Genomic DNA, 16,862 nt, shown 5'->3' on the forward strand with positions numbered 1-16,862 from the left:
CCATATTTATCGTTTTGACCGCAAGAAGCGGAGAGCACTCGGATCGGGCGAGTGCCACTGTGTCTTCAAGAGAATAGTCTTGGAGATATGCGATGAGCACCGACGATCGCCCTTTCGCGGGCCAAACCCTGAGCTACGGCTTCATCGAAACGCCGCTCGGCGTCGCGCTGGTGGCGGCGAGCGAGCGCGGTGTCGCCGCGATCCTGATCGGCAGCGATCGCGCGCGCCTGCTGCGCGACCTGCATGCCGCTTTGGAAGGCGCCACACTTCGCGGGGATGCGACCGCAATGACGGAGACGCTCGATGCGGTGGCGACCTTACTGGCATATCCGGAGAAAGGCGCGTCCTTCGCGCTCGATCTGCGCGGTTCGCCGCTCGAACTCGCGGTCTGGAAGGCGCTGCGCATGGTGCCGGGCGGCCAGACGATCGGCTATGGCGAACTCGCCCGCTGGCTGAACATTGCCGCGACCGCACAGGAGGTCGGCGCCGCCTGCGCCGCCAATCGCATCGCGGTCGCGGTGCCGTGCCACCGCGTGGTCAAGGCCGATGGCGGCATTTCCGGCTATCGCTGGGGCGTCGAGCGCAAGCGGCGGCTGATCAACATGGAAGCGGTGGCGTGAACGACATCGAGGCGCGCGTCGACGCGATCGACCGGGACGCGATGCAGGCGGAACTTGATGCACAGGGCTGGGCGATGCTGCCGGAACTGCTGGAGGAGACCGAGTGCGACGCGCTGGCCGCGCTCTACGGGCCGACCGACATCTTCCGAAGCCATGTCGTGATGGCGCGACATGGCTTCGGCAAGGGCGAATATCGTTACTTCGCCTATCCGCTGCCGCCGCTGGTTCAGGCGCTGAGGACGGCGCTTTATCCCCGGCTCGCGCCGATCGCCAATCGCTGGCACCAGCGCATGGGAATGGATGCGCGCTTCCCGGACGATCATGCCGATTTCCTGAGCCACTGCCATGATGCCGGACAGAGGCGGCCGACGCCGTTGCTGCTGCGCTACGGCGCGGGCGACTATAATTGCCTGCATCAGGATCTGTACGGCGCGCATGTCTTTCCGCTTCAGATCGCCGTCCTGCTGTCGCGGCCGGGCACGGATTTCACGGGGGGCGAATTCGTGCTGACCGAACAGCGGCCACGCATGCAGTCGCGCGCCGAGGTGGTGCCGCTGGACAAGGGCGACGCCGTGATCTTCGCGGTCAATGCCCGCCCCCGCGCCGGCACGCGCGGCGATCATCGCGCGATGCTGCGCCACGGGGTGAGCACGGTGCGATCGGGCCATCGCCACACGCTCGGGATCATCTTCCACGATGCCGCATGACCTGTTCGCGCGCGATCGCCTGACCATCGCACCCGGCGCGGCGCTGCTCGGCGGCTTCGCCATGGACGACGCGCAGGCCTTGCTCGATCATATCGCCGCCATCGCGGCAGGGGCGCCGTTCCGCCATATGGAAACGCCGGGCGGACGCCGCATGTCCGTGGCGACGACAAGCTGCGGCGCGCTCGGCTGGACAAGCAGCGCGCGCGGCTATCGCTACGCCGCGCACGATCCGGAAAGCGGCGGCGCATGGTCGGCGATGCCCGAGGTCTTCGCGAGCCTCGCCGAGCGGGCGGCGGCGGCGGCGGGCTATCCCGGCTACGCGCCCGATGCATGCCTGATCAATCGCTATGCGCCCGGTACACGCCTGACCCTCCACCAGGATCGCAACGAACGCGACATGGCGGCGCCGATCGTCTCGATCTCGCTCGGCCTGTCCGCAACCTTCCTATGGGGTGGCGCGGAACGCCGCGACCGGCCACGGCGGATTCCGCTGCATCATGGCGACGTTGTGGTCTGGGGCGGCCCCGCGCGGCTGAACTTTCACGGCATCGACACGCTGCCGCGCGGCGAACATCCGTCGACCGGACCGTATCGCTACAATCTCAGCTTCCGTCAGACCGGAATCAGGCACATGGCGCTCTGCGACCCGATGCAATCGGATCCCAGAGCGCCATAAGCTTTTGCTCAACCGCGATTTGCTAGTCATTCGACGTTGCCGTCGAATTACAAATCGCTCCGCCCGGCCAGCACCGCGTTGATCGTGCCGGCAAGCGCGACATCGCGTTCGGACACACCATCGGCATCGTGCGTGGTCAACCAGATATCGACCCGGTCATGGACGTTGGACCATTCGGGATGATGATCGGCGGCGTCGGCCGCGACCGCGATTCCGGCCATGAAGCCGACCGCCTCGGTGCAGCTCGGGAAGCGCAGCCGGCGATACAGCGCATTGCGCGCCTCATCGAAAGCCCAGCCATCCAGGCCCGCCAGCGCCGCATCGCGCGCCTGTGTCGAGAGCGGGGTCATGCGTAAACCCTCAGCAGCGGCGCAGCCGCCTCGACGAACCGCTCGATATTCTCCTCGGTCAGCCCGGCGATATTGATGCGCCCATTGCCCGCCATATAGATGCCATGCATCTCGCGCAGCTCGGTCACCGCCTCGGGCGAGAAGGGCAGCAGCGCGAACATGCCGGTCTGCCGCGCCGCGCCGGCGAACAGCGGATGGCTCTCGGCCAGCTTCTCGCGCAGCCGCGAAATACGATCGCGCATTTCGTCGAGCTCCGCGTGCCAGAGCGCGACGAGTTCGGGACGCTCCAGGATGACGCGGACGATCGCAGCGCCATGATCGGGCGGCATCGACCAGATGCCGCGCGCCACCACCAGCATGTTGTCGCGCGCGATCTGCGTCGCGTCCGCTGTCTGGCCCTGCACCCAGAGCGCGCCGACACGCTCGCGATAGAGGCCGAAATTCTTGTCGCAGGAATAGGCGAGCAAAGCCTCGTCGCAGGCGGCGAGCAGACGGCGCGCCAGCCCCGCATCCTCTTCCAGCCCGCGGCCCAGGCCCTGATAGGCCAGGTCGATCAGCGGCACGAGGCCGCGACGCGCGCAGAGTTCGGCCAGCGCTTCCGCCTGCCCCTCGTCCAGCTCGGCGCCGGTGGGATTGTGCGACGATCCATGGACCAGCACGACGTCACCGGGCTCGGCGCTTTCCAGCGCGTTCATCATCGCGCCGAATTCGATCCGCTGCGTTTCCGCGTCGAAAAAGGGATGGGTGAGGATCTCGAGCCCGGCGCCCGCGAAGATCGGCGCGTGATTGGGCCAGGTGGGCGTGCCCGTCCAGATCCGCGCGCCGGGGCGCGATTGCGCGACGAGCTCGGCCGCCAGCCGCAGCGCGCCGGTTCCGCCCGGCGTCTGCACGCCGCCCAGCCGCGACGATCCCGCCATCTCCGCACCGAATATGATCGGTTCAAGCAGTTGCACGAAGCCGACATCGCCATCGGCGCCCAGATAGGATTTGCTCTCCTGCGTCTCGAGCAGGATGTGCTCCGCCGCCTTCACCGCCTTCAACACGGGGGTGGCGCCATCGTCGTCGCGATAGATGCCGACGCCCAGATCGATCTTGCCGGGGCGCGGATCGTCACGATGAAGCACGATCAGCCGCAACAGGCCGTCGGCGGGTTGGGGCGAGAGCCCCGAAAACAATGTGGTCATGCAGCGGACTCCAGACGCGAATGCGCATAGGCCTGGGTGCCATGCGTAAATACGACGTCGTCCGCAAGCACATCGTCGGTCTTCAGGTCGGTCGCGTCGGCGAGCGACGCATAGATCGGCGCGAAATCGGTCTCCAGCGTCTGGCGCAACAGATCTTCGAAGCTATCGATGACGAAATAGGTCTGCTGATAATCGTCGATGCGATAGTCGGTCCGCATCACGCGCTGCAGATCGAAGCCGATCCGGTTGGGCGACGGGTCGTCGAGCGCGAAGCGCGATTCACCGAAGGACGAGACGATGCCCGCGCCATAGAGCTTGAGCGCGTCGCCGTCGCGGATCAGCCCGAATTCGACGGTATACCAATAGAGCCGCGCGAGCTGCTTGATCATGCCCAGCTTGGCGGCGCGCAGGCCGCCCTCGCCATAGGCCTGCATATAATCGGCGAACACCGGATGCGCGAGCAGCGGCACATGGCCGAACACGTCGTGGAAGATGTCGGGTTCCTGCAGATAGTCGATCTGCTCGGGCGTGCGGATGAAGCGGCCCGCGACGAAGCGGCGATTGGCGAGGTGATCGAAGAACACCTCGTCAGGCACCAGCCCGGGGACGGCCACGACCTGCCAGCCGGTGGCCTTCATCAGCCGGTCCGACAATTCGTCGAAATCGGGAATGCCCGGGCGCGACATGCGCAGGATATCCAGCCCGTCCATGAAGGCGGGAACGACCCGCGATGGCAGCATCTCCGCCTGTCGCGCGAACAGCGTATCCCACATCGCATGTTCGTCGGGCGTGTACGACGCCCAATCCTGCGGAACGGTCCAATCCTCGGCGGAGCCGGGGGGGCGAATGAGATCTGATCCAGCCATGATGCGATTATACGCCATTCATGCGAAATATGATTCCTGATTCGTCGCAATCCGCGTAAGGATTGAAGAGGATTCATCGGAAACCCGGATTTTATGAAAGAAACTTATCAGCTTGATGCCGTCGATCGTCGCATCCTCGCGGCGCTGCAGGACGATGCTTCGATCAGCCATGCCGCGCTTGCCGAACGCGTCGGCGCCTCGACCGCGTCCTGCTGGCGGCGGATCAAGGCGCTGGAGGGGGCAGGGGTGCTCACCCGCACCGTCCGGCTGGTCGATGCCGGCATGGTCGGGCGCGGGGTCAATGTGATCTGCCATATCCGCATGCGCGGCCACACCGCCGAGGGCGTGGAGGCGTTCGAAAGCTTCGTGCGATCGCGCCCCGAGATCCTAGAATGCTATTCGATGTCGGGCGACTGGGATTATCTGCTGCGCATCTCGGTTTGCGACGTCGCCGACTATGAGCATTTCCTGATGCGCACGCTGCTGCGCCATCCCTCGGTCGCGACCGGCGCCTCGCATTTCGCGCTGGGCCAGGTGAAATACACCACCGCCATTCCGGTGTGATCCTTTACGCGGCCTCCGCCCAGCGATCGCGATAGGCGCGCAGCGCCAGAAACACCGTGCGATCGTCGCCCTCCGGATCGAGCATGGGATCGAGCTCGGCCAGACGCGCGCGCAGGGCCGGGCTCGCGCAACGGAGGAACGGGTTGATCCGGCCCTCCTCCGCCAATGTGGTGAAACGCAAGCGATCCGGCGGCAGGTCCGCGATTTCGCTCGCGAGCGCGCGGACATCGTCGTTGCCCGGCTCGACATGCGCGGCGAAGCGCAGATTGCGCGCGAGATAGTCGTGGCCCGGATAGACGATCGTTTCCTCCGCCAATGCGGCGGCGAGCGTCGTCAGCGTATCGAACAAGGTCGGCGCATGGCCGCCATAGCCGCAATTGCCTGCACCGGCCGCGAACAGCGTATCGCCGGAAATGAGGAAGGGGATTCCGCCTTCCTCTCCGCGCAATGCGATATGCGCCATGGTGTGCCCGGGCGTTGCCAACACCTGCAATCTTACCGTCTCGCCGACCATGATCTCGTCTCCGTCACACAGCATGCGGTCTATGGGCAGGATCGTGCCGGCGGCCGCCAGCGGCGCCATGATCAGCACATCACTATCCGCCTTCATCGCGGCATTGCGCCCGGCATGATCCCAATGTTCGTGCGTGTTGACGACCGCGGTCAGCCGCAGCCCGTTGGCGGCGACCGCCGCGCGCACGGCTTCATCGTCATAGGGATCGACCGACACCGCCTCACGGGTTTCGGGGCAGAAGACGATATGGTGGAAATGATCGAAGCGCGTGCCGGGCCGGAGCGGCAGCACCGCCATCACCAGTCGCCCGAGGCCAGCGCGTCGCGCAGATTGCCGAAGAACAGCGTGTAGTTCGCCTCCGACATGGCGCGCGCCTCGTCCTCCGCCACGTCGACGGGCACGAAGGTCGATCGCGCGAGCAGTATCGACGCGTTCGGGCCGGCGGGGATCACCTTGGCGAAACCGAGATAGCCGGCGAAGGGCACGATATCGCCGGTGTCGACGATCTCGAAGGTCATCTCCATCGCCTGCGGGTCGAAATGTACGAGCTTTTCCTTCACGATGCCGTCGCCCAGATGCCCCTCCGTCCGCATGGTGCGGACCATGCCGAGCCCTTCACCCTCGAACTCGATCGACGAGACGAAGCCGAGTTCGGCGCGGCGCTGGCCATCCTCGGTCGCGAACAGCCGCCACAGGCGTTCGGCGGACGCGTCGAAGCGGGAGGCGCGTTCGATCGTGATCATTGCCCCTTCCCTCCCTTGGCGAGCACGGCGCCGCGCGCGCCTTTGTCCAGTTCCCATTGCAGTCGCATCTTGTGGACCTTGAGCACCATCGCGGTCTCCACCGCGGCGATATCGGGCTGGCCGTAACAATGGTCGATCAGGAAGGTTCGATAGTCCTCGTGCGATCGATGATAGGTCGCCAGGCCGATATCGAAACGGCCCAGCGTCATGATCAGGTAGAAGACTTCGGGCACGTCGCTCAGCCGGGCGATCAGCGCCTCGATATCGGCGCCCGGCGCCGCGTTGATGAAGGTCTGGGCATTGAACGCGTAACCGAACGCTTCGGGCAACGCTTCCGCCTGGATGGTGATGACATTGTCGTCGATCAACTGACGGACGCGGTTGCGCACCGTTCCTTCGGACACACCGACCGCGGCCGCGATGTTGGAATAGGGCATCCGCCCATCCTGCTGGAGCAGGCGGATGATGCGGCTGTTGAGCTCATGCGTATCGTCCACGCCCGCCGATGCCAAAGGGGGACTTTCGCCCCCGCGCCGCGCGCCGCCCCGTCCCTTTTCAGCCATCACCCTGCCTCCCGGCGCTTTTCGGATCCACCATCACCAACTAGCCCAACGCAGCGCTTTCCGCAACATATACCTACATGATTTGCGCATTCCTCATCCAATTAGGCCATACAGTGATGAATCCTTATTGACTCGCCCGAAATCGAGGCATATCCACAATGCAGCCCGGCACACGGGCCTTCAGGAGAATGATTTGACCCAGGTTGCGCCCAGATTCGCGGCCCGCTCGCTCGCGCCCCAGCCGGAGGGAACCGACGGCCTGTTCAGCCAGACCTGGTTTCCGGTCTGCCGCTCGGACGAAGTCGTCGCCGGCCAGGTGCAGGGTTTCGACTTTCTGGGCGGACGGGTGATCGTGATCCGCGACGACGATGGCCAGGCGCGCGTGCTCAGCGCCTATTGCCCGCATATGGGCGCTGACCTCTGCACCGGCGAGATGATCGACGGCACGGTCCGCTGCCCCTTTCATTTCTGGCGCTACGATGCCGATGGTCGCTGCATCGCGACGGGATCAGGTGATCCGACGCCGCCGACCGCGCGGCTCTTCGCCTTTCCCACGGCCGAGCGCTATGGCTGCATCTTCGCCTTCAACGGTGAAACGCCGCTGTTCGACATTCCCGATTTTCCCGACGCGCCGAAAAAGCTGATCTGGAAGACCGGCGAATATGATCGCGAGATGCCGGCCGATCCCTGGGTGATCTGCTGCAACACGCCCGACATGCAGCACATCCAGGTCGTCCACGGCATCAGCTTCGACAATGGCATGCCCCATGATCGCGTCGAATGGACCCCCCATTCGATGGTCTACGAATTCGACGGAACGATGCGCGACGGATCGGCGATCCGTTTCCGCGTCGGCATATTCGGCGCCAATATCTATTGGCAGGACGGCTATATCGACGGCCGCTGGTTCGGCTTCGTCGCGCCGATGGGGCTTCCCCGCCCCGGCAATTCGCGCCTGTTCTTCACCGTGGGCGTCGAGGACGACGGCAGCGATCCGCCGGCGGCGCGTGAATTTCTCGACGCGATGTACGCACTCGAAGTGCATGTCGCGACCGAGGATCTGCCGATCATCGAACATGCCCGCTTCAAGCCCGGCACGCTGACGCGCAGCGACCAGACGCTCGCGCGCTTCCTGCAATATCTGCGCGACTATCCGCGCGCCCATCCGTCGGCGGCCTTTATCAGCTGACGCTCAACCCAAGGGGAAACGATCATGAGGGGCGGCATCACCGACAGCGACCTGACCGAAATCCTGGCCTTGTGCCCGCGCCTCTACGCGGCCGTGGGCTGGAACGCGGCGCAGGCGCCCGACTGGGAGACCTTCCGCGCCTGCTGTCATCCGCAGGCGATCCTGGCGCCGTTGAGCGCGGGTGCGGCCGCGACGATCGCCATCGAGGATTTCATCGGCGCGATGACCGCCCAACGCGCTTCCGGCGAACTGGTCGATTTCAACGAAGTCGAGCTCGGCCGCCATGTCGAGGCATTCGGCAACGTCGCCGGTGTGCGCAGCAGCTTCGCCGCCGTCATGAACGGGGTCGAGCGGCGCGGCGTCACCTTCGCGCAGATCGTCCGACACGAGGGCCGCTGGCTGATCCTGTCGGCGATCTGGGACAATGAGGCGGAAGACCGCCCGGTTCCGGCCGATCTCGCCTGACCGGCGGAAAAAACACGAGCATAAGACCAGGGAGGGACATCATGGGGAAAGCATATCGATCGCGGGGAACCGCCGGGCTGATCGCCATCGCGATCGCCACCGCATTCGGGGGCGCCGGGGTCGCGCGTGCGCAGGACACAGCCGGGGCGAGCGAGGACGGCATCGCCGACATCGTCGTCACGGCGCGCCAGCGCGAGGAGAATCTGCAGGAGATTCCGGATTCGATCACGGCATTCTCCGCCAGCACGATCGCGGAACGCCGGCTGCAACGGATCGACGACTTCCTGGCGCTGACGTCCAATGTGCGGATCAACAACGATCAGGATACCGCGACCAACAATATCTCGATCCGCGGCCTGGGATCGAACCGCAACCAGGCGGCCGCGGTCGCCTTTTCGATCGACGGCGTCGTGCTGCCCGATTCCGACGCCTTCACCATGGACCTGTCCGACGTGGAGCGCGTCGAGGTGCTGAAGGGGCCGCAGGGCGCGTTGTACGGCAAGGGTGCCATCGCCGGCGCGATCAACATCACCACCAAGAAGCCGACCAACGAGATGGAGGGCGAGGTGAAGGCCGGCTATGCCAGCGGCAACGCATGGCGGGTGTTCGGGGCGCTGAGTGGGCCGATCGTCGACGATGTGGTGCTGGCGCGCGTCTCGATCTCGCACCGCGACGGCGACGGCACCATCGTCAACCGGCTCGACGGGCGCGGACTAGACCGCAATCGACAGACCCGCGTCACCGGCCGTGTCATCGTCAACCCCAGCCCGGATTTCAGCATCGACCTGCGCGCGTCGCACACCAAGGAACGCGGCGGCGCCACCTGGTTCAGCCTGGTCAACGTGCTCGGCACCAGCGGCGGAGAGATCACCAGCGCGATGGCGCGCATCCGCCCGAACCTGGATGGGGAATCGATCACCCGGCGCAAGGTGACCGACCTGTCGATGACGCTCAGCTACGACACCGCGATCGGCACGCTCAGCGCGATCAGCGCCTATGACAAGATCGACGTCTACTTCAATCAGGACCTCGACATCTCGCCCTTCCCGATGGTGCCGACCGCCGCGCAGGATCGCGTGACCAGGAGCTTCAGCCAGGAAGTGCGGCTGACCTCTCCCGGCGACCAGCCGCTGCGTTACATCGTCGGCGCCTACTACCAGCATTCGAAGCGCGACATCGACACCTTCGCCGAGCTCGATTTCTGCCTGTTCGTCGCGAGTTGCTTCAGCGGCCCCGCCGGCGGTTTCGTCTCGGGCGGCGTCATTCCGGCGGTGCTTGCCGACAATCGCATCACCTTCAAGCAATATGCGCTGTTCGGCCAGATCAACTACGACATCATGGAGACGCTCGAGCTGACCGCGGCGCTGCGCTACGACACCAACAAGGCGCGGATCGACGACTATCAGGCGTCGATGGTCGATCGCGACACCTTCTCCAAGCTCCAGCCCAAAGTGTCGCTCGCCTACAAGCCGTCCGAGGCGCTGACGCTCTACGGCACCTATTCGCAGGGCTTCAAGAGCGGCAGCTTCAATCCGGCATCGGCGGGCCCCGCCTTCCCGCGCGTGATCGGGCAGGAAAGCTCGCGCAACTACGAGATCGGCGTGAAGACGAGCTGGCTAGACCGGCGCCTGATCTTCAACGCCGCGGCTTTCTACACCGAGCATCTCAACCCGCAGATCTTCCAGCTCGACGCGGCGACGCTCACCCAGGGCTCGCTCAACGCCCGGCGATCGGAGATCAAGGGCCTCGAGCTGGAACTGAACGCGCGCCCGGCGCGCGGTTTCGATCTCAACGCCTCGTTCGGGTACATCGACGCGAAGATCACGGACTTCAACGGCACCGCCGCCTATGTCGGCCAGCAACTGCCAAACGCGCCCAAATTCACGTTGAACATCGGCGCGCAATATCGCCATCCGCTGAGCGACGCGATCGAGGGCCGCATGCGCCTCGATTTCGCGGCGGTCGGGCGGCAATCCTTCCAGGATTTCCAGCTCCCCTCCAGCCCCGATGTCTATCTGTTCCAGAAAAGCTACGGCACGCTCGATGCGACATTGGGGCTGGACGGCGCCAACTGGAGCGCGTCGCTGTTCGTCAAGAACCTGACCAAACGGCATTACGCCACCTCCGCCTTCTCGCGGTATATCTTCGCGGCCGGTTTCGTCCCGCTCAACGCCGACGCTGTACAGATCGACACCGGCCGGATCGTCGGCGGCGAACTCAGCTTCAGATTCTGATCGGGAGAGGCACAGTGACGATCGACAGGCAAAGCTTCCATCTGGCGCCCGACGCCGAAAAGGCGTTCGGCTATGCCCAGGCGGTGCGGATCGGCGACCGGCTCCACATCTCCGGCTCGCTCAGCGTCGATGACGATTTCGCGCCGATCCATGCGGGCGACATGGCCGCACAGATCGGGCGGGTCTACGACACCATAAGCCGCACGCTCACGGCGTTCGACGCCGGGTTCGCCAATGTCGTTTCCGAGCGGATCTTCGTGACCGACATGGACGCCTTCCTCGCCGCCAACCTTGCGCGGATCGCGGCCTATGCCGGGTGCGACCTGCCCGCGGCCACCGCCGTCGAGGTGCGCCGCCTCGCCTTTTCCGAATGCCTGATCGAAGTGGAGATCATGGCAGCGCTCTGAACGCGGAGATCCCGATGAACAGCGACATCACCAACCCGTCCGCCCACTCCATCCATATCGACCGCGCGGTGACGCTGGCGGCCGATGCCGACGCGATATGGGCCGTGGTCGGCGATCTCGCGGACACCACGATCACCGAGGGGCTGGCCGAGCGTGTCGAGGTCGATGGAGACGGGGTCGGCGCAGTGCGCCGTTTCTTCCTGCCGGGCGGGGTCAGCATCGCCGAACGCGTGGAGCGCTTCGATTCCACGGACCGCAGCTATACCTATCGCATCTTCGATTTCGGCCCGCTGCCCTTCACCGATTATCTCGGGTTCGCGCGGGTCGTGCCCGCCGGCCCCGGCAGTGCGCTGCTGTCCTGGTCGGCGACCGCGCGTCCATTCGATGGCGCGGACGAGGCCGCCCGCGCGATGATCGCGGCCAATATCGATCATGCGCTCTCAGCGCTCGCGCGGCGCTTCGGCACGGCGGAACCCCGTTGACCGCAGCGGTCTGGGCCGACGAAGCTGACCGCTTCGACCACCCCGCGCTGCGCGGCGATGTGACGGCGGACGCGGTCATCATCGGCGCGGGTTATTCCGGCCTTGTCGCGGCGCTGGAAGCGCGATCGGCCGGGCTTTCGGTGACGGTGCTGGAGGCCGGGCAACCCGGCGCCGGCGCATCCGGCGTCAATGCCGGCCATTTCGCGCCGATGATCGTGCCGGGCACCAGTCCGGAAAAGGTCCGCACCATGCTGGGCGAGGCGCGCGCGCGTCGCTGGCTGGGGATGATCGCGGGCTCCGGACGCTGGCTGACCGACTGCATCGAGCGCCATGCCATCGCCTGCGATCTGACGCGCGGCTATCTCTGCCTCGCGCGCAGCGATCGCGGCGTCGACCGGATGCGGGCGAGCTTCACCGCCTGGACCGATCATGGCGGATCGTTCGAGATGCGCGACCGCGCAGGCATCGCCGACCATATCCGATCGCCGCGCTATGCCGGCGGCGCCTGGCTGCCGGAGGGCGGCACGCTCGATCCGCTCGCGCTGGTCCGGGGACTCGCGCGCGTGGCCAGGGCCGGGGGCGTGAGTATTTTCGGGAACAGCCGGGTGCTCTCCGCCACGCGCGATGGCGAGCATTGGATCGTCTCGACAGCGCGGGGGGAAGTGCGCGCGCGCCGCATGCTGGTGGCGACGGGGGCGGCGCACCTGCCTTTCGCCTCCCTGCGCGGAACCAGCTACCGCATGGCGGCGGCCGTCGTCGCAACCGAGCCGCTCGCCGATCGCGGCGCGGCGATGTTTCCGCTGCGCGGCGGCATCGTCGACCTTGACGACAAGGCCGTGTTCAGCCCGACGATCGACGCGCGCGGCCGTCTGGTCGGCAGCGTATTGTGCGGCGCCGGCATGCCCGGCCTGCCGCATAGCGCCAAGCCGCTGTCACGCCGGCTGGGGCGGACCTTTCCGGACATCGAACAGCCCGCCTTCACCCATCTGTCCTGGGGCGAGATGACGATATCGCCCACCGGCCTGCCGCGCATCCTGCGCTTCGGCGATGATGCCTGGGCGATCTCCGGCTGCAACGGCTTCGGCCTGACCCATGGCATCGCCGCGGCGCGTGAAGCGGCGAAGCTGCTGACCGGCCAGTCGCCCGACACGCTGGCATTGCCCATCTTCCCGCCCAAGCCGCTCAAGGGGCATCGCTTCGTCGCGTTCACGCTGCGATCGATGGTCGCGCCGGCACTCAACCGCTTCGGCTGAGCAGGCCGGAATCTACAGATGGACGGTAGGGGTTTCCCCCTTGCCGACCATGCAGAGCGACGGTTTCGCGCCACGCGTATATTGCAGCCGGCCGATACGGATGACGCTGATATGGCCCAGCCGCCGCGATCCGAGCCGGCGGTGCGACAGGATGGACGGGATATTATAGTCGGCGATGCTGCTCATCGTGCAGTCGAGCCCCTCCCGCCGCAACCACGCCTTCATCCCGCCCCAGACCGCCGAAAAGGCGCGGCTCATCCGCTTGTCCTCGCGCAACCACATGCCGGTATCCCAGGCGGCATTGGCGGGCAGGATATAGCGGACATGCATGTCGCCCTCGTCATGCACCGCCTTGCCCATCCAGGTGACGCCGATCAGTTCGTCATGCCGGTCGAAGATGCCGAGACACGTCAGCCCGCGCGCGAAACGCTCGGCCTGCGCCGCCACATCGATATCGATGGCGTGGCCGGCGAGTTCGGCCCGGTCGAGGTCACGGCATGAATAGCCGCGCGGCATCTCCGGAATCCGATCGATCGGCACCGCGATCAGCTTGTAGCGATGATAGGAGACGTGCGGCAGCCGCGTGCAGAAATAGGCGAGCGCATAGGACGCCATCCCCGTCAGGCCGAGAACCTTCAAAGCCAACATGCTCGGCATCCGGTCGCCCCCGCGCGGTCAAGACATTGTCGCGCATTATCAACATCCTGCTCCGACGTCCAATCCCGACGAACGAGTGGCGATCAGGCCAGCCGATGGGGAGAGGGATCGCCGAGTTCGCCGATGAGCTGCACCCGCGCCTCGGCGCGGCAGGCATCGAACATGGCTTGCAGGGCCGGGATGTCGATATCCGGGCGGAGCGGCGCGACATGATCCAGCAGCACGTCGTCGCCATGTCGCGCGACCAGCGCGATCAGAATGGCGGGCTCGATATCGAGCGGCGCGGCGAGCAGCTTCATCGTCCGCGCCCGCAGCCTGAACTCGAAATCGGCGAGGCGCGCGGATTCGACTTCCTGCTTCTTCAGCAACGCGCCACGCAGATCCCAGACCAGAGCGGGACTCCTTCAGACTTACGAGCCGGCAGACGCTATCAGAATCGGATCCGGCAGGATCGGATCCGGCGGAACATCGAAATGCCCCGCCGGGTCCGGATCAGTTGCTGGCGACCTTGGTATAGGGCACGAACTTGCCGAGCCCGACAAAGCCGGACTGGAACTGCGTGCCGCGATCGAGCAGGCGGACGGTGTCGAGGCTGCACAGTTGCGAGCTATAGGTCTTCGTCACCATGATATCGTCGCGATCCAGCGAGGAACCGCCGATATCGGGCCGGTTGACGTAAAGCTTGTTGCCGCTCGTCCGGTACAGGATCGCGGTCCGGTCGATGATCTCGCTGGAGCGGATATCGCGCAGATTGATGCAATCCACGGGCTTGCCCGCGACACGGCCGTCGAGCGCCTTGGCCAGGCGCGCTTCCGCCTTCACGGTCAATGCCGATGGCGCCGCCGCCTGGGCGGGAAGCGCCGCCACGAGCAGCGCCGCGCCGATCGAGAGGATGATGGGGGTACGCATATCGTTCACCTCTGCTGAGTCTGTCCATTTCCGTATCATATCGAAACTGAACCGGTGATGAGCGCCCCCAAAAGATACGGCATTTCCATGCCGCCGCCAATCCCGTCGTTCCGAATGCGGATGCGCCGCTTCATGACTCCGGCGCTTCCAGCACAAGGACGACACCATGGCGTGCGAACCGCATCCGGACACGCCGTCACCGGGAACGGATGTCGGCCGATTTCCCGCATGGCGTGCGCGACAAGCCTCGACAGGGCGTCACTGACGGACCATGACTGCCCGCCATGAAATGGCCTGTCTCCCTGCTCGCACTGCTCGCGCTCGCCGGCTGCGCGACGTCCGAACCCAATCCGCCCGCCGCATCGACCGCGCCGGCCACGACGGCGCCCGCCAACCGCCAGATCCTGGCCGCGACCGCGCATCCGATGGCAACGGAGGCGGCGCTCGCCGTGTTGCGGCGCGGCGGCAGCGCGGTCGATGCCGCGATCGCCGCGCAGGCGATGCTGTCACTGGTCGAACCGCAAAGCTCCGGGCTCGGCGGCGGCGCCTTCATGACCTATTTCTCGGCGAAGGACGGCCGCGTCACCGTCTATAACGGGCGCGAGACCGCGCCGATGGGCGCTTCGCCACGCATGTTCCTGGGCGCGGACGGCAAGCCGATCAATCGCGGCGCCGCGATGACCGGCGGGATCGCGACGGGCGTGCCCGGCGTCGTCCGCATGCTCAAGCTCGCGCATGACGAACAGGGCAAGCTGCCCTGGAACAGCCTGTTCGCCGATGCGGAGCGCGCCGCCGATCAGGGCTTCCCCGTATCGCCGCGCCTTGGCCGTTTCGCGCAGGGCGGGCGCTATGCCCAGGCGAGCCAGCCCGATGTCGTCGCCTATTTCACCAAGCCCGACGGCAGCCGCTACCAGACAGGCGACACGCTGAAGAATCCGGCCTATGCCGACTTCCTTCGCCGGCTGGCGTCGCAAGGCCCCGACGCGCTCTATGCCGGCAGGACGGCGGCGGCGATCGTCGCCAAGACCACAAGCGGTTCGCTGCCCGGCACGATGACGCTGAAGGACATCGCCGCCTACCGCCCGATCAAGGCGGAGCCGCTGTGCGGGCCCTATCGCATGATCCTGGTCTGCGTGCCGCCCCCGCCGTCGAGCGGCGTCGGCCTGCTCCAGCTTCTCGCCATCCTCGAACGCACCGACATTGCCGGGCGCGGCCCCGCCGATCCGCAGTCCTGGTATCTTTTCGCCGAGGCAAGCCGCGTCATGTACGCCGATCGCGACGCCTGGGTGGGCGACGTGGCCGACGTGCCGGTGAAGGGCCTGCTCGATCCGGCCTATGTCGCGAGCCGCGCGGCGCTGATCGGCCCCAGGGCCGGCCCGCCGCCCGCCGCCGGCACCCCGCCCGGCGCGACGGCGCCCAAACGCGACGCCACGGTCGAACCCGGGGGCACGTCGCATTTCGTGATCGTCGACACATGGGGCAATGCCGTCTCGATGACGACGACGGTGGAATCGATCTTCGGTTCGGGCCGGATGGTCGACGGCTTCTTCCTCAACAACCAGATGACCGATTTCTCGTTCATTCCCGAAGGCCCCAACGCGGTCGGCCCGGGCAAGCGCCCGCGTTCCTCGATGACGCCGGCGATCCTGCTCGACGGCAAGGGCCATCTGGCCGGCGCGATCGGATCGCCGGGCGGCAATTCGATCCTCGCCTATGTCGGCAAGGCGACGCTGGGCGCGCTCGGCTGGAAGCTGCCGATGGCGGACGCGATCGCGCTGCCCAACATCGTCGCGCGCGGCCCGAACTTCAACGCGGAGGCGGACAAGTTCGCCCCCGGCGTGGTCGATGGCCTGTTCGCGCGCGGCATCGACGTACGCGGCGCCAGCGGCGAGGAATCGGGGCTTCACGGTTTCCTCGTGACGCCCAATGGATATGTCGGCGGGGCCGATCCCCGCCGTGACGGCAACTCGGTTACGGAGGCTGTACAATGAGCACGCTCACCCCTTTCCATCTCGCCTTTCCCGTCGACGACCTGGATGCCGCGCGCCATTTCTACGGCACCGTGCTCGGCTGCCCCGAGGGCCGCAGCAGCGATCGCTGGATCGACTTCGACCTGTTCGGCCATCAGATCGTCACGCATCTGACCGACGAGCCGCGCGCCAGGCCGACGGGCAACGGCGTCGACGGCCATCACGTGCCCGTTCCCCATTTCGGCGTGGTGCTGACGCCCGAGGCCTGGGATGCGCTCGCGGAGCGGATGAAGGCGCACGACATCAGCTTCGTGATCGAGCCCTATACCCGCTTCAAGGGCGAGACCGGCGAGCAATCGACGATGTTCTTCCTCGATCCGGCGGGCAATGCGCTCGAATTCAAGGCGTTCGCCGATATGGACCAGCTCTTCGCCGCCTGAAGCGCTGCGCGACCACGAAGGTCTCTGTGACGGGCTGCACGATCCGTATTCGCGCAGCCTGCCGCAAAC

Annotated in this window: 21 protein-coding genes; 12 read left to right on the plus strand and 9 right to left on the minus strand. The window is 66.2% G+C overall.

The window, feature by feature from the left end; translation table 11 throughout:
* Window positions 1-92: 92 nt before the first annotated feature.
* The 3 genes from K7G82_RS18130 to alkB are packed head-to-tail and all read left to right on the plus strand — an operon-like array spanning window position 93 to window position 2,003.
* Window positions 93-620 carry a methylated-DNA--[protein]-cysteine S-methyltransferase gene (locus tag K7G82_RS18130; RefSeq protein ID WP_222991312.1) on the plus strand — a complete coding sequence of 176 codons (528 nt, stop codon included), beginning with the start codon at window positions 93-95 and terminating at the stop codon, window positions 618-620.
* A gap of 41 nt (window positions 621-661) precedes the next feature.
* Window positions 662-1,327, plus strand: coding sequence for a 2OG-Fe(II) oxygenase (locus K7G82_RS18135; RefSeq protein ID WP_222991460.1), 666 nt, complete (start codon window positions 662-664; stop codon window positions 1,325-1,327).
* Entirely contained in the window at window positions 1,317-2,003 is a 687-nt protein-coding gene (gene alkB, locus K7G82_RS18140; RefSeq protein ID WP_222991313.1) for a DNA oxidative demethylase AlkB, read from the plus strand. Before K7G82_RS18135 ends, alkB begins: the two co-directional genes overlap by 11 nt.
* A 47-nt stretch (window positions 2,004-2,050) precedes the next feature.
* On the opposite strand, the gene K7G82_RS18145 is transcribed toward alkB, so the two are convergent.
* From K7G82_RS18145 to phhA, 3 genes are read right to left on the minus strand one after another with little or no spacing between them, the layout of a single operon-like run.
* Window positions 2,051-2,353: a 4a-hydroxytetrahydrobiopterin dehydratase gene (locus K7G82_RS18145; RefSeq protein ID WP_222991314.1), complete on the minus strand. Its 303-nt coding sequence runs from the start codon at window positions 2,351-2,353 to the stop codon at window positions 2,051-2,053.
* A complete protein-coding gene (locus tag K7G82_RS18150; RefSeq protein WP_246623654.1) occupies window positions 2,350-3,537 on the minus strand; it encodes an amino acid aminotransferase in 1,188 nt (395 codons plus the stop codon). The genes K7G82_RS18145 and K7G82_RS18150 overlap by 4 nt, the downstream gene beginning before the upstream one ends.
* Window positions 3,534-4,403 (minus strand): phenylalanine 4-monooxygenase, encoded by an 870-nt coding sequence (gene phhA / locus K7G82_RS18155; protein ID WP_222991315.1) that lies wholly within the window; start codon window positions 4,401-4,403, stop codon window positions 3,534-3,536. The genes K7G82_RS18150 and phhA overlap by 4 nt, the downstream gene beginning before the upstream one ends.
* Before the next feature lie 93 nt (window positions 4,404-4,496).
* Here phhA and K7G82_RS18160 point away from each other — a divergent pair, with 93 nt between their 5' ends.
* The gene (locus K7G82_RS18160) at window positions 4,497-4,967 is read left to right on the plus strand and encodes an Lrp/AsnC family transcriptional regulator (protein ID WP_222991316.1); all 471 of its coding nucleotides are present in this window, start codon (window positions 4,497-4,499) and stop codon (window positions 4,965-4,967) included.
* Between the two features lie 4 nt (window positions 4,968-4,971).
* On the opposite strand, the gene K7G82_RS18165 is transcribed toward K7G82_RS18160, so the two are convergent.
* Genes K7G82_RS18165 through K7G82_RS18175 form a run of 3 tightly spaced genes read right to left on the minus strand, consistent with a single transcriptional unit; the run spans window position 4,972 to window position 6,787 of the window.
* Complete coding sequence (locus tag K7G82_RS18165; protein ID WP_222991317.1) at window positions 4,972-5,778, minus strand: hydroxyacylglutathione hydrolase C-terminal domain-containing protein; 807 nt, start codon at window positions 5,776-5,778, stop codon at window positions 4,972-4,974.
* Window positions 5,778-6,224 carry an SRPBCC family protein gene (locus K7G82_RS18170; protein WP_222991318.1) on the minus strand — a complete coding sequence of 149 codons (447 nt, stop codon included), beginning with the start codon at window positions 6,222-6,224 and terminating at the stop codon, window positions 5,778-5,780. The genes K7G82_RS18165 and K7G82_RS18170 overlap by 1 nt, the downstream gene beginning before the upstream one ends.
* Window positions 6,221-6,787 carry an Lrp/AsnC family transcriptional regulator gene (locus K7G82_RS18175; RefSeq protein ID WP_222991319.1) on the minus strand — a complete coding sequence of 189 codons (567 nt, stop codon included), beginning with the start codon at window positions 6,785-6,787 and terminating at the stop codon, window positions 6,221-6,223. Before K7G82_RS18175 ends, K7G82_RS18170 begins: the two co-directional genes overlap by 4 nt.
* Window positions 6,788-6,980: 193 nt before the next feature.
* Between K7G82_RS18175 and K7G82_RS18180 the strand changes: the two genes are divergently transcribed.
* From K7G82_RS18180 to K7G82_RS18205, 6 genes are read left to right on the plus strand one after another with little or no spacing between them, the layout of a single operon-like run.
* On the plus strand, window positions 6,981-7,976 hold the full coding sequence (locus K7G82_RS18180; protein ID WP_246623655.1) for an aromatic ring-hydroxylating oxygenase subunit alpha: 996 nt from the start codon (window positions 6,981-6,983) through the stop codon (window positions 7,974-7,976).
* A gap of 24 nt (window positions 7,977-8,000) precedes the next feature.
* Window positions 8,001-8,441, plus strand: coding sequence for a hypothetical protein (locus K7G82_RS18185; protein WP_222991320.1), 441 nt, complete (start codon window positions 8,001-8,003; stop codon window positions 8,439-8,441).
* 41 nt (window positions 8,442-8,482) lie between these two features.
* Window positions 8,483-10,675 (plus strand): TonB-dependent receptor, encoded by a 2,193-nt coding sequence (locus K7G82_RS18190; RefSeq protein WP_222991321.1) that lies wholly within the window; start codon window positions 8,483-8,485, stop codon window positions 10,673-10,675.
* A 14-nt stretch (window positions 10,676-10,689) separates the two neighbouring features.
* Window positions 10,690-11,082 carry a RidA family protein gene (locus tag K7G82_RS18195; RefSeq protein ID WP_343228604.1) on the plus strand — a complete coding sequence of 131 codons (393 nt, stop codon included), beginning with the start codon at window positions 10,690-10,692 and terminating at the stop codon, window positions 11,080-11,082.
* A gap of 14 nt (window positions 11,083-11,096) precedes the next feature.
* Window positions 11,097-11,564 (plus strand): SRPBCC family protein, encoded by a 468-nt coding sequence (locus K7G82_RS18200; protein ID WP_222991322.1) that lies wholly within the window; start codon window positions 11,097-11,099, stop codon window positions 11,562-11,564.
* Complete coding sequence (locus K7G82_RS18205) at window positions 11,561-12,817, plus strand: NAD(P)/FAD-dependent oxidoreductase (protein ID WP_222991323.1); 1,257 nt, start codon at window positions 11,561-11,563, stop codon at window positions 12,815-12,817. The genes K7G82_RS18200 and K7G82_RS18205 overlap by 4 nt, the downstream gene beginning before the upstream one ends.
* Window positions 12,818-12,829: 12 nt before the next feature.
* Here K7G82_RS18205 and K7G82_RS18210 read toward each other — a convergent pair whose 3' ends face one another.
* From K7G82_RS18210 to K7G82_RS18220, 3 genes are all read right to left on the minus strand, one after another.
* Window positions 12,830-13,465, minus strand: a complete 636-nt coding sequence (locus K7G82_RS18210; protein ID WP_222991324.1) for a hypothetical protein — start codon at window positions 13,463-13,465, stop codon at window positions 12,830-12,832.
* A gap of 92 nt (window positions 13,466-13,557) precedes the next feature.
* Complete coding sequence (locus tag K7G82_RS18215; RefSeq protein ID WP_246623656.1) at window positions 13,558-13,842, minus strand: hypothetical protein; 285 nt, start codon at window positions 13,840-13,842, stop codon at window positions 13,558-13,560.
* A gap of 124 nt (window positions 13,843-13,966) precedes the next feature.
* Window positions 13,967-14,383, minus strand: coding sequence for a hypothetical protein (locus K7G82_RS18220; protein ID WP_222991325.1), 417 nt, complete (start codon window positions 14,381-14,383; stop codon window positions 13,967-13,969).
* 284 nt (window positions 14,384-14,667) lie between these two features.
* Here K7G82_RS18220 and ggt point away from each other — a divergent pair, with 284 nt between their 5' ends.
* Window positions 14,668-16,374, plus strand: a complete 1,707-nt coding sequence (gene ggt, locus K7G82_RS18225) for a gamma-glutamyltransferase (RefSeq protein ID WP_222991326.1) — start codon at window positions 14,668-14,670, stop codon at window positions 16,372-16,374.
* On the plus strand, window positions 16,371-16,793 hold the full coding sequence (locus tag K7G82_RS18230; RefSeq protein ID WP_222991327.1) for a VOC family protein: 423 nt from the start codon (window positions 16,371-16,373) through the stop codon (window positions 16,791-16,793). The genes ggt and K7G82_RS18230 overlap by 4 nt, the downstream gene beginning before the upstream one ends.
* The last annotated feature ends 69 nt before the right edge of the window (window positions 16,794-16,862 follow it).

It is taken from the genome of Sphingomonas colocasiae, assembly GCF_019880585.1.
Lineage (GTDB): Bacteria > Pseudomonadota > Alphaproteobacteria > Sphingomonadales > Sphingomonadaceae > Sphingobium_A > Sphingobium_A colocasiae.

Excerpts from the sequence above, each read along its gene's own strand:
- K7G82_RS18135 (WP_222991460.1), top strand. The coding sequence starts at position 662 with ATGCAGGCGGAACTTGATGCACAGGGCTGGGCGATGCTGCCGGAACTG.
- K7G82_RS18150 (WP_246623654.1), bottom strand. The coding sequence starts at position 3,537 with ATGACCACATTGTTTTCGGGGCTCTCGCCCCAACCCGCCGACGGCCTG.
- K7G82_RS18210 (WP_222991324.1), bottom strand. The coding sequence starts at position 13,465 with ATGTTGGCTTTGAAGGTTCTCGGCCTGACGGGGATGGCGTCCTATGCG.
- K7G82_RS18185 (WP_222991320.1), top strand. The coding sequence starts at position 8,001 with ATGAGGGGCGGCATCACCGACAGCGACCTGACCGAAATCCTGGCCTTG.
- phhA (WP_222991315.1), bottom strand. The coding sequence starts at position 4,403 with ATGGCTGGATCAGATCTCATTCGCCCCCCCGGCTCCGCCGAGGATTGG.
- K7G82_RS18230 (WP_222991327.1), top strand. The coding sequence starts at position 16,371 with ATGAGCACGCTCACCCCTTTCCATCTCGCCTTTCCCGTCGACGACCTG.
- K7G82_RS18145 (WP_222991314.1), bottom strand. The coding sequence starts at position 2,353 with ATGACCCCGCTCTCGACACAGGCGCGCGATGCGGCGCTGGCGGGCCTG.
- K7G82_RS18175 (WP_222991319.1), bottom strand. The coding sequence starts at position 6,787 with ATGGCTGAAAAGGGACGGGGCGGCGCGCGGCGCGGGGGCGAAAGTCCC.
- K7G82_RS18190 (WP_222991321.1), top strand. The coding sequence starts at position 8,483 with ATGGGGAAAGCATATCGATCGCGGGGAACCGCCGGGCTGATCGCCATC.
- K7G82_RS18170 (WP_222991318.1), bottom strand. The coding sequence starts at position 6,224 with ATGATCACGATCGAACGCGCCTCCCGCTTCGACGCGTCCGCCGAACGC.
- K7G82_RS18160 (WP_222991316.1), top strand. The coding sequence starts at position 4,497 with ATGAAAGAAACTTATCAGCTTGATGCCGTCGATCGTCGCATCCTCGCG.
- alkB (WP_222991313.1), top strand. The coding sequence starts at position 1,317 with ATGCCGCATGACCTGTTCGCGCGCGATCGCCTGACCATCGCACCCGGC.
- K7G82_RS18165 (WP_222991317.1), bottom strand. The coding sequence starts at position 5,778 with ATGGCGGTGCTGCCGCTCCGGCCCGGCACGCGCTTCGATCATTTCCAC.
- K7G82_RS18220 (WP_222991325.1), bottom strand. The coding sequence starts at position 14,383 with ATGCGTACCCCCATCATCCTCTCGATCGGCGCGGCGCTGCTCGTGGCG.
- K7G82_RS18130 (WP_222991312.1), top strand. The coding sequence starts at position 93 with ATGAGCACCGACGATCGCCCTTTCGCGGGCCAAACCCTGAGCTACGGC.
- K7G82_RS18200 (WP_222991322.1), top strand. The coding sequence starts at position 11,097 with ATGAACAGCGACATCACCAACCCGTCCGCCCACTCCATCCATATCGAC.
- ggt (WP_222991326.1), top strand. The coding sequence starts at position 14,668 with ATGAAATGGCCTGTCTCCCTGCTCGCACTGCTCGCGCTCGCCGGCTGC.